10 protein-coding genes are annotated in these 10,515 nt (G+C 68.4%); 4 read left to right on the top strand and 6 right to left on the bottom strand.

Translation table 11 applies throughout. From position 1 onward, the window contains the following. Positions 1 to 71: 71 nt before the first annotated feature. The 5 genes from ABZ532_RS27195 to ABZ532_RS27175 form a co-directional block, all read right to left on the bottom strand. Complete coding sequence (locus ABZ532_RS27195) at positions 72 to 665, bottom strand: hypothetical protein (protein ID WP_361289116.1); 594 nt, start codon at positions 663 to 665, stop codon at positions 72 to 74. 931 nt (positions 666 to 1,596) lie between these two features. Then, on the bottom strand, positions 1,597 to 3,432 hold the full coding sequence (locus tag ABZ532_RS27190; RefSeq protein ID WP_361289104.1) for a choline/carnitine O-acyltransferase: 1,836 nt from the start codon (positions 3,430 to 3,432) through the stop codon (positions 1,597 to 1,599). Then, positions 3,429 to 4,256 (bottom strand): class I SAM-dependent methyltransferase, encoded by an 828-nt coding sequence (locus ABZ532_RS27185; protein WP_361289101.1) that lies wholly within the window; start codon positions 4,254 to 4,256, stop codon positions 3,429 to 3,431. The genes ABZ532_RS27190 and ABZ532_RS27185 overlap by 4 nt, the downstream gene beginning before the upstream one ends. 66 nt (positions 4,257 to 4,322) lie before the next feature. After that, on the bottom strand, positions 4,323 to 5,192 hold the full coding sequence (locus ABZ532_RS27180; RefSeq protein ID WP_361289098.1) for an arpA protein: 870 nt from the start codon (positions 5,190 to 5,192) through the stop codon (positions 4,323 to 4,325). A 172-nt stretch (positions 5,193 to 5,364) separates the two neighbouring features. Further along, positions 5,365 to 5,643: a hypothetical protein gene (locus ABZ532_RS27175; protein WP_361289095.1), complete on the bottom strand. Its 279-nt coding sequence runs from the start codon at positions 5,641 to 5,643 to the stop codon at positions 5,365 to 5,367. Between the two features lie 119 nt (positions 5,644 to 5,762). Between ABZ532_RS27175 and ABZ532_RS27170 the strand changes: the two genes are divergently transcribed. Beyond that, positions 5,763 to 6,125 carry an arsenate reductase family protein gene (locus ABZ532_RS27170; protein WP_361289092.1) on the top strand — a complete coding sequence of 121 codons (363 nt, stop codon included), beginning with the start codon at positions 5,763 to 5,765 and terminating at the stop codon, positions 6,123 to 6,125. 38 nt (positions 6,126 to 6,163) lie between these two features. Here ABZ532_RS27170 and ABZ532_RS27165 read toward each other — a convergent pair whose 3' ends face one another. Beyond that, positions 6,164 to 7,081: an aldo/keto reductase gene (locus ABZ532_RS27165; protein WP_361289089.1), complete on the bottom strand. Its 918-nt coding sequence runs from the start codon at positions 7,079 to 7,081 to the stop codon at positions 6,164 to 6,166. Positions 7,082 to 7,248: 167 nt separating this feature from the next. Between ABZ532_RS27165 and ABZ532_RS27160 the strand changes: the two genes are divergently transcribed. The 3 genes from ABZ532_RS27160 to ABZ532_RS27150 all read left to right on the top strand — a co-directional run bounded on the left by ABZ532_RS27160 (position 7,249) and on the right by ABZ532_RS27150 (position 10,434). Next, positions 7,249 to 8,208 (top strand): hypothetical protein, encoded by a 960-nt coding sequence (locus tag ABZ532_RS27160; protein ID WP_361289086.1) that lies wholly within the window; start codon positions 7,249 to 7,251, stop codon positions 8,206 to 8,208. Positions 8,209 to 8,391: 183 nt separating this feature from the next. Beyond that, entirely contained in the window at positions 8,392 to 9,426 is a 1,035-nt protein-coding gene (glnII, locus tag ABZ532_RS27155) for a glutamine synthetase (RefSeq protein WP_361289083.1), read from the top strand. 87 nt (positions 9,427 to 9,513) lie between these two features. Next, positions 9,514 to 10,434 carry a hypothetical protein gene (locus tag ABZ532_RS27150; protein ID WP_361289080.1) on the top strand — a complete coding sequence of 307 codons (921 nt, stop codon included), beginning with the start codon at positions 9,514 to 9,516 and terminating at the stop codon, positions 10,432 to 10,434. Positions 10,435 to 10,515 lie beyond the last annotated feature (81 nt).

Raw genomic sequence — 10,515 nt, 5'->3', positions numbered from 1 at the left:
ACGACAACACACCCAGACAGCATCTCACCGCCAACCAACCGACACCACAGGCCAGTTGAAGCGATCACCGCCTACGGAAATCTTGTAAGAGCCAAGCTTTCGGTGTAACTGGGTTGGTGTTGTGGGTCAGATTCGGTTGCAGGGTGAGGCGTCCGTCGAAGGCGATGTCGAATGCCTGGAGGGCCCGCTTCCAGCGGGTGGTCCAGCGGTTGCGTCCCGTCCCGGTCGGGTCGAGGGACATCACTGCGAGGTAGATGCATCCCCAACCCGGCCGCCATCGATGCACTCGTTCCGCTCACCATGCCATCCCATCCCCGCCTGCGCAGCCGGGCCGTCATGGCGCTGAGGAACGCGGCCCGCTGGACCTCGGCGCGTTCGTCCTCGGTGAGCAGGTCGATGTCCTCGGTGACGCGCTGGATCAGGCGGCGGATGCGGGTGATCTCCGCATCCGAGGGCGTGGCCTCAGCGCGGGCCCAGTCGTCTGCCTCGGCCATCGATCTCAGCTTCTTCCGCTGGCGGAGGTCGATCAGGATCAGGTGGATACATGGGTGGCGCACTGGGGTCAGTGGCTCGCCTCTCTGGCCACAGAACCGGGCTTGGCCTCCGATCTCGTCGTCAATCTTCACGTACAGTGCGGTCAGCAGGGCGTCCAGGTTGTTCGTCACACAACGATCTTGGACGCCCTGTCTGCGTTCCCGAACACATCGTCAGCATTCGGAATGACTCGTCTAGCGGTGAGCGGGCTTCCGGTGCAGCATGCCGTCATGGCGAAACGGAGTCGTGGCCGTCAGCCGCGGGGCCCTTGGCCCACCTTCACTGTCTATGGCCGTGTCGTCGACGGCGAGGTTGTGGAGGCGTCGTTGAAGCCCCACGAGGACTACACCGCAAGCGTGGTTCCGTTACCTCGTGGCCTGGATGCCCTGCACGTAATCGTTGAGCGGCTATGGGCCGCCGAGGGAATACGCGTCGCCGTGCCCGACCCACCAGCTCCGCCGGGACGACTGATCGTGACGCGCAACATCAAACGAGGCGCTCTGGTGGCTGGATCCGAGTACCCCGACGGGGCCGAAGCGCTTATCGGCCTAGCAACTGTGGCCATACAGGGGCACATGGACACCCGTATCAGGCGCGAAGCTGCCGAGCGGGCTGCGCGTGAGGCCGCTCGACAGCAGCAGGTTGCTCAGGCACAAGCGAATCCGCGTCCCCCTGACGACCGCGCGCGATCGGTCAGCCTTCGCACGGTCTCCGGCGGTCTGCCCACCTTAGGCAGACGGCACCGATAGGACAGCCGGTATCAAGCAGCGCCTATCGTCGGGCCGTCACTGGGCCGTCAAAGGAGGGCCCAGAGTGCCCAACAACGACCACCGACGACCCACTCCTCGCTGGTCAGACAGGCGTCGTCGACACATCCCCGTGGTCACGGATTCACAACATCAGTTCTTCGACATCTAGGAAGCACAGTCGAGCGCCCGGGCCCGAGCCCGGCGAGCGAACGCTGCGAGGGCCGCCACCCCTGCCCGGGGTGGCGGCCCTCGCTCTTTGCCTTCAGACCTCGCGCGCGTCCTCCCGCCTGTCGCTCTGGCCGGCGCGCGCTCCTTAGGGCCGCTCGGGCGCCAGCAGGTCGCGCAGTTCGGCGACCACCTCCCGTAGCCGGTCGGCGAAGGCGTGCATCTGGCCGGAGACGGGCCGCGGGGTGCTCAGGTAGAGGTTGAAGCGCTCGGGGAGCAGCACGTAGGCCACGCCGATGCAGCGGGTGCTGGTCGAGCCGAAGCCGAAGAACTGGATGTTGTGGGAGGGTGCGGAGCTGGTGCTCAGGTAGTCGTCGCGCATGGTCAGCCAGCCGGGGGTGCGGTAGAGGGCGGGCTGGTCGGGGACGCCCAGGTCCCGGCCGCGGCGGCGCTGGATCAGTTCGAGTTCCCACAGGTGCTGTTCGGGGGCCTGGCCGGTCTGGCATTCCCTGGCGCGGGCGACATGGCGGGTCGCGGCTGTCAGGAAGGCCGCACGGCGGGTGGGAGCGTCCGTGGCGGGGTCTTCCATCGTCCGGACGAACTCGACCATCTCGGGGGTGACGACCCGCATGGCCTCGGTGCGGCCGTTGCGGTACTGGCGGGTGGCGATGGACTCGTAGGTGGCGCCCAGGAGGCCCTTGGCGCGCTGGTGGGCGAGTTGGTAGGCGGCCTGGACGAAGGCGTCGGGTGAGACTCCGAGGGCCTTGATCGCGGTGTTTCCGAAGTCGTCGAACGAGACGGTGGTGGTGGCCGTGGCGCGTCCGTAGGCGGCGAACGCGTCGGCCGCGGTGCGGACCTGGGAACGGAGGGTGTCGTCCAGGGCGAACACCACCGGTTCCACGGTGGGAAGTCCCTGGGGGCGGGCTCCGGACTGGCGGGAGTGGTCGGCGGGCGGGGTGGACAGCAGGGCGTCGGTGAAGTTGAGGATGGTGGTGCCGTCCAGCTCGCAGTGCTCCACGTTGATGCCCGCGCGGCCGTCCGCGAAGACGACGAAGGACACGGCCTTGTCGAACCAGCGGTTGCCCCGGTCGCCGTGGAGCAGTTCGTCGCAGGCGTCCTCGATGCCGTCGGGTGCGAAGTCCTCCAGGCAGACGCAGAACAGCGCGGTCTCGATGTCCTCCAGCGCTTCGGCGTTGCCGGGGTGGAACGCGAGGAGGGACTGGCGAGCCGTGGCCCATTCGGCGCGGGCCATAGTGGTCAGATGGCCCACCGAGGTGTCCGGCGCGGCGGGTTCGGCGCCGGCCTTCATGACCGCTCGCAGGCCGGCTTCGAGGTCGTCCAGGGCGTACGGGACGCCGTTGTGGCCCAGCACGTCCATCCGGAACACGGCGCCCTGGAAGAACACCACGATGTGCCGTGCCGTGGACGGGCCGGGGGCGCTGTCGCTGTAAGGGGCGCGGACGGTGTCCTGCTGGAGGCCGGGGATACGGGTCGCGGAGAACAGGTACTTGTGCTGCACCATCGACTGCGGGGCCCCGCGCAGCGTGACGGGCTCGATGAGTTCCCCGTCGAGCTGCCGCTTGTAGTCGAGCGCGCCCGCGATGAGACCGGCGGCCCGTTCGGTCTGGGTCTGCGTCTGCGCGGGGTCCTGGAACAGGAAGAAGAAGTTGGCGTTGAGGGCGATACGGTCCCGGCGGCCGAGGTAGCGGTACGGCCAGAAGGTGTCGAGCCAGCTGTGTACGCCCTCGGTGCTGTCGTACTCCTCGAGCGCCGCGTGCAGCGCCCGGCCGGGGCCGTCGGGGCGGAGGAAGGCGGCGACCTCCGCCTCGGTGGCGGCACGTTCGTCGGCGGTCAGCAGCGGGGCGCACCATTCGAGGAAGCGCTCGCAGCTGGCCTCCAGCGTGGGCAGCGGGACACGCGGCAGGCTGTGCTCCTGGGAGAATGTCCCGTTCGCGCTGCTCGCTGCACCCTGGGTGGTGGTCAATTCGGGTCTCGATTCGGATTGTTCGGGCGGGAAAGGTAGAGCTGTGCGTAGAGCCAGCCTTCCGCTTCGAGTCCCCGCGCATCCACCCCGGCGGCCGACATGCCGTCGAGTACGAGTGACTGTTCACGCTCGGAGGCGAAGCGGCGCTGCCTGAACAACTCGTCAACGCGGGTGGTCCGGTATCCCAGTCCGGACAACGCCTGCTCGACGGCGTCGAAGGGGAACATCCGCAGCACGAAGTGGGCCATCCACGGGCGGCGGCCGCCCTGGGCGGCCATGACCCGGGTCAGGGTCCGTTCGGTGACATAGCCGATGCAGCCTGTGGAGATGACCAGGTCCGTACCCGCGAGCTGGGCGCGCTGGGACGGCGTGGGGTCATGGTGCTCCAGGTCGGCGTGGATCGCGTCGTCGAGGAACCCGGCCTCGTGCGCGTAGGCCAGCGCATCGGCGGAGGCGTCCAGGCCGGTGAAGCGGATGGGCTGGGCGGGTTGGCGTGACCGGGACAGTTCGCGGTCCCTGGAGAGCAGGGCCTCGCGGGGCTCCGCGTCACGCGCCTCGTCGCCGTACCGCTCGTAGAGCTCGTCCATCGTGGCGTCGTACTTCACCAGGGCCGCGTTGATCCCGTAGGAGCAGCCGATGTCCAGCACCCTGGGCTCGGCGACCTGCAGGGACTCCCGGTATTCCTGTATGTACTTCACGAAGTAGGGCTTTGCCAGCTGGGGTACGCAGTAGCCGAGCGGGCGCAGCACCCGGAAGTAGGTGCGCGGATCGGGCTGGTTGTAGATGTCGTCGAGCGAGACTTTTCCGGTCGTGTCGAAACGCACGGGAATTCTTCCTCCCTCAGTCGGACCTCGGTCGGACAGGACCTGGCCCCTGTCCGGGCGACAGACCTAGTCGAGCAGCCGGTCCCCTCTGACCGCCCGGCCTTCGGCCGCCAGGTGCTCGGGCAGCACGCGGCCGAACAGCTGCCGGGTCCTTGGCACGCTCCCGATGACACCCGGACGCTCGCTGTAGGCGAAGATCGCGGAATGGCGCGCGTGTTCGCCGCGTACGGGACTCACCCGGTGGAGCGAATAGCGGCCCTTGAAGAGCTGGAGGTCGCCCGGCTGGAGGGGGAGGCGGCGGACGAGACGCCGTCCGCCACCCTCGATCACGTCCCGGACATCGCCGAAGCGTTCGTCCTGCGGTGTCCTGATGTTGGGGCAGTACTCGAAGTCCCCGCCGCTCTGGGCCTGGCGGGTGAGCATGCTCACGGTGAACTCGTTGGTGTCGAAGTGCCAGGGGTGCTCCATGCCCGGCTCGACGACGTTGAGCACCAGACCGGAGAGCGGGTCCGCCAGCTCGTGCAGTCGGCCGAGACCGAAGCAGCGGGCGATGAAGCGCTGGAAATCCCGGTGCGAGTAGAGCCTGCTGATGAGGGCGCTCTTGGGGATGCGGTCCCGTGCGACGAAGGCGTTGCCCCGCTGGAAGGTGGTGCGCCCGGGGTGGTGCTCGGGGAGCGTCGGATCGATCTCGATGTTGTAGACGTTGACCGTCTCGACGTCGAAGTGGGCCCGGGGGGCGATGGCCGAGCACTCCTGCTCCAGGACCTGGCGGTACTCGGAGCGGATGAAGTCCGGCAGCACGGTGCAGCCGAGTTCGCCGAGCTCGCGATGGGCGCGCTCCAGCACGGCCATGGCCTCGGGGTTCTCGGGGTCCGTCAGGGGGTAGCGGGTGGTGTCGACCACCTGGTCAAGCGTCAGGGTGTGCGGAGCGCTCATTCGATCCTCTCCACTTACGGGCGGACCGCCAGCAACAACTCATTGATGCGGTCGCAGAGTTGACGTTCCCACAGCGCGTGGCGAGTAGTCTGTGACACGCCGCACTCACAGGTACGGGGTGACGTGCGGCCCGGGGCGGAGAGCCCCGGGCCGCGACGCCTGCGCATACGTGTCAGTCGCCGGAGTAGATCAGCGACCGCACCATGCGGCATGTGCTGTTGGACGGCGGGTGGATGCCGATCCGCTCGGCGGTGCTGCGTATCCGCCGGTTGCTCGCCTTCGCCGGGTGGTAGACGCCCGTGTCGAGCAGGGCGATGGCGAGGCGCATGGCCTTGAGCCGACGGTTGTGGGATTCGTACCACTCACGCGGCTGCCCGGCAGGCAGCGGCTGCTTCTTCAGCTTTGGACGGGACTTCTGCTTCGGCGGCGTCGTGATTGCGGCAACGGCCATCGGCGACCTCCTGGCATGGTGGTGGGACCCTCACGAACTAGTTCGATTTTACCGCCGGGCACTGACAATCGCCCCTGGCCAGAGGGGGTTTAACGGAGCACGGGGAGTACCGTGGCGGGATGGAGATCTGGATCAATCCCGCGTGTTCCAAGTGCCGCGGCGCACTTAATCTGCTGGACGAGGAGGGCGCCTCCTACACGGTGCGCCGCTATCTGGAGGACGTGCCGTCCCCGGACGAGATCCGCGCGGTGCTCGACCGGCTCGGTCTTGAGCCCTGGGACATCACTCGCACCCAGGAGGCGGTCGCGAAGGAGCTCGGTCTGAAGGACTGGTCGCGCGAGGAGTCCTCACGCGACCGGTGGATCGCGGCGCTCGCCGAGCACCCGAAGCTGATCCAGCGCCCGATCATCACGGCCGATGACGGTACGGCCGTGGTGGGGCGTACGGATGAGGCGGTACGGGGCGCGATGGGGCGCCGCTGACCGGAGTGTCCGCCGGCCCGGGGCTCCTCCCGGGCCTCTTACGCCTCGGCCGCGGCGCGGTGCGCGACTTCCAGGGAGGCGAGGTCCTCGTCGCTGAGGCGCAGGGTCCCGGTGGCGATGTTCGCCTCCAGGTGCTCCAGATCGCCGGTGCCGGGAATGGCCAGCATGTGCGGGCCACGGTGGAGGGTCCATGCCAGCCGGACCTGTGCCGCGCCGACTCCGTGGGCACGCGCCACGGCCTGCACCGCGTCGTGCTCGGGTGAGGTCACCCCCGCCTGCCCTCCGGAACCTGCGACGGAGTAGAACGGCACGAACGCCACACCCTGCTCACCGCAGCTGCGGACGAACGCGTCCCGCTCCGGCCGCAGCCCGATGCCGTAGGCGTTCTGCACACAGACGACGGGTGCGATCGCCTGGGCCTCGGCGAGCTGATCGGGGTTGACGTTGGACACGCCGAGCTGGCGGATGAGCCCGGTGTCGCGCATCTCGGCGAGCGCGCCGAATCGTTCGGCGATCGAGTCCGCACCGACGATCCGCAGATTGACGAGGTCGAGGTGGTCACGCCCGAGCTGGCGCAGGTTCTCCTCGACCTGTCCGCGCAGTTCCTGCGCCGTCCGGGCGTGCGTGGTCCACTCCCCGCACATGTCCCGGTGCGGACCCACCTTGGTGGCGATGACGAGGTCGTCCGAGTAGGGGGCCAGGGCCCGGTTGATCAGTTCGTTGGCGGAACGCAGCGGCGAGAAGTAGAACGCGGCGGTGTCGATGTGGTTCACGCCGAGCTCCACCGCACGGCGCAGCACCGCGATCGCCTGGTCGCGGTCGCCGGGAACAGCGTCGGGTATCAGCGCCTTCCCCCGTTGCGACAGGCGCATCGCGCCGAAGCCGATTCTGTTGACCTCGAGGTCTCCGAGCGTCCAGCTGCCCGACGCGTCCGCGGTGATCGTTTCTGAGTTCATCCGGTCATGATCCATCACCTTCGCCCTCACTGCCTGCGCAAACTTAAGTCCCAGTTAAGGAAGTTACGTCTGATTCATTGAGCAGGGCCGCGCGCCCTACCCGTACGTAGCGGCAACACGGAAATCAGATCCGGCCGCCCTCCACGGCCGGGGACAGGAGCACTTACGTGTCGCGCAAGAAGACCCTCAGCGGCAAGAAGAAGATCACCCTGCTCGTCAGCGCAGCGGCGTTGATCGGCGGCACCGCGATTGTCATGACCGGCACAAGTAACGCGGGAACGAACAGCGCATCCGCGGCCTGTGACGGACTCGCTCAGGCCGTCCGCAACAACGAGAACTTCATCGCCGGTCAACGGACCAACCCCGACGCCCAGTCGGGGGCACGGATCGCCAATCGCGAAGCGGTGATCAAGCAGATCAACGTCCAGCAGAAGGCCGCGGGATGCGCGGAAGGCTCCGGCGGCTCGGGCCAGGCGGCGGCTCCGGCCCAGCCCCCGGCCGGTCAGGGGCAGGGGCAGGCGGGGAACGGCGGCGCGGCCGGCGAGGCCCTCTGCGCAGGGCAGAACCTCACCTTCTCCAACGACGGCGGCGCCCCCGCGGCCTCCAGCGGTGAGCTTCCGCTCGGCACGAAGATCAAGGTCACCAACCTGGCCAACAACAAGAGCACCACCGTGGAGGTCACGTCGACCTCCGGAAGCTGCGCCCTGCTGAACGCCGCGGCATTCGAGCAGGTCCGCGAAGCGGGCAAGAACGTGATCCGGCAGGTGCGCATCGAGCGCGTCGGCGGGGGCCAGGCCGGCGGCGGTCAGGGCGCCGGGAACCAGGGGAGCCAGCCTCCGGCCGCAGGCGACGCCGGCAACCAGGGCGGCGGTGCGGTCGGCGAGGTCGTCTGCCAGGGCTCGACCGTGACCCTCTCCGGTGAGGCCGGCGCCCCCGCGGCCTCCAGTGGCACCTTCCCCGTCGGCACCAAGCTCAAGGTGACCAACCTCGACAACAACAAGTCCACCACCGTCGAGGTGACCTCGGCCTCCGGAAGCTGCGCCCTGCTCAACAACGCGGCATTCGAGCAGGTCCGCGAGCCCGGCAAGTTCCTGATCCGCAAGGCACGCATCGAGCGCGTCGGCTGATCCACACTTAGCTGAACCGATGTATACGACGGCGCCGGGGTCCGGCGCCGTCGTATCCCGGGCCGGTAAGGCCGGACGGGAAACCTGAGTAACACGGGGTTCACAATCGGGCAACGGACGGGAAATCCCGTGTTGCCAAGCTGCGCCTCATACCCGCAGCACCGTGCAAAGGATGAGGCCCCCGTGACGTTCATCAAGGCTGAGTACATCTGGATCGACGGCACCGAGCCGACCGCGAAGCTCCGTTCCAAGACGAAGATACTGACCAGCACCGTCGCCGGTGTCGACGAGCTGCCCATCTGGGGCTTCGACGGATCCAGCACCAACCAGGCCGAGGGCCACGCCTCCGACCGCGTGCTGAAGCCCGTGTTCTCCTGCCCGGACCCGATCCGCGGCGGTGACCACGTCCTGGTGCTCTGCGAGGTCCTGAACACGGACATGACCCCGCACGCCTCCAACACCCGCGCACAGCTCGTGGAGGTCTCCGAGCGGTTCACGAACCAGGAACCGATCTTCGGCATCGAGCAGGAGTACACCTTCTTCGAGGGTGACCGTCCGCTCGGCTTCCCGGTCGGCGGCTTCCCCGCTCCGCAGGGCGGCTACTACTGCGGTGTCGGCGTCGACGAGATCCACGGCCGTGACGTGGTCGAGGCCCACCTGGAGAACTGCCTCAAGGCCGGTCTCGGCATCTCCGGAATCAACGCCGAGGTCATGCCCGGTCAGTGGGAGTTCCAGGTCGGCCCGCTGGCGCCGCTGGAGGTCTCCGACCAACTGTGGGTCGCCCGCTGGCTGCTCTACCGCACCGCCGAGGACTTCAACGTCGCCGCGACGCTCGACCCGAAGCCGGTGAAGGGCGACTGGAACGGCGCCGGTGCGCACACCAACTTCTCGACCAAGGCCATGCGCGAGGGTTACGACGCGATCATCACCGCGTGCGAGTCGCTGGGCGAGGGCTCCAAGCCGATGGACCACGTCAAGAACTACGGCGCGGGGATCGACGACCGTCTGACCGGTCTGCACGAGACCGCCCCGTGGAACGAGTACAGCTACGGCGTCTCGGACCGCGGCGCCTCGGTCCGTATCCCGTGGCAGGTGGAGAAGGACGGCAAGGGCTACATCGAGGACCGCCGTCCGAACGCCAACGTCGACCCGTACGTGGTGACCCGGCTGCTGGTGGACACCTGCTGCACCGCGCTGGAGAAGGCCGGCCAGGTCTGATCATCCCCTCTCTTGGTGAAGGTGCCGCCCGCCGGGTTCCGGTGGGCGGCACCTTCGCTGTCAGTGGGACCTGCCATGGTGGTGCGCATGCTTGAGATCACCGTGCAGACCGAGGACCAGCGGCGGCAGGTCCGGCCGACGGCGCAGCAGCTCGACGAGCTGGTGCGGCGGATCGGCCCCAGGGGCGACAACTTCCTTGTCCTCCAGCGCATACCGGACCTGCCCGATGCCTACGTCCAGGTATGGCACGAGACCGGCGGGGACTACATGCTCGAGCACCGCGACGGCGGCCACGACCGGCATTTCCAGGTACTGGTCGAGGCACCGGAGACGGTGGCGGGGGTCATGCTGGGCTGGGCACGGCAGCAGGACGACTGGGACGCCGGAATGAGCTGGGAGCCGCTGGACATGCCGGCCCCGGAGCCCGTGCCACCACTGGACCTGGGCCAAGAGGATCGCAGGCTGCTGGAGCAGCGTGTGCGCGAACTGCTCGTAGGCGGCTACGGGACCCGGGCCCAGCTGGCCGAGATCGCCGAGGACTACCTGGTCAACGGCGACGACCACCCGGTGTCGCCCGAGCAGGCCCGGCGGTTGGTGGACACGATGTGGCTGGAGCGGGTGGCCGAGCAGTCCGGCTGGGGAGAGGGCGAGACCGACCCCGAGCGGATCAGCCGTGCGTTCGCCGCGCTGGAGGCAGGTGGCATCACGGCCCGGGAGCACTTCACCTGCTGCCGTAACTGCGGTCAGTCCGAGATAGGTGGCGCCGGTTCGCCGAACGCGCGGGGATTCGTCTATTTCCACACGCAGTGCACGGACTCGGTGGCTGCGGGAGCCGGGCTGAACCTGCTGTACGGGGGTTTCGACGGCTCGCCGGAGACCACTGCCGTCATCGGCCGGGAAGTCGTGGCAGCACTGGCCGGTGTGGGCCTGTGGGTGGACTGGAACGGCGACCCCGGCCAGACGATCACCGTGACAGCACTGGACTGGCGCAAACGACTGGTGGGGTAGCGCTTGTCTCCAGCAGCCGCTGGTGGCACGCCACTTGGGCGTCCGACCGGGTGTTCAGCCGGGTGTCCAGCCGGGTGTCCA

The sequence above is a fragment of the Streptomyces sp. NPDC019396 genome, from assembly GCF_040632375.1.
Lineage (GTDB): Bacteria > Actinomycetota > Actinomycetes > Streptomycetales > Streptomycetaceae > Streptomyces.
This window is presented reverse-complemented; position numbering and strand designations above follow the sequence as displayed.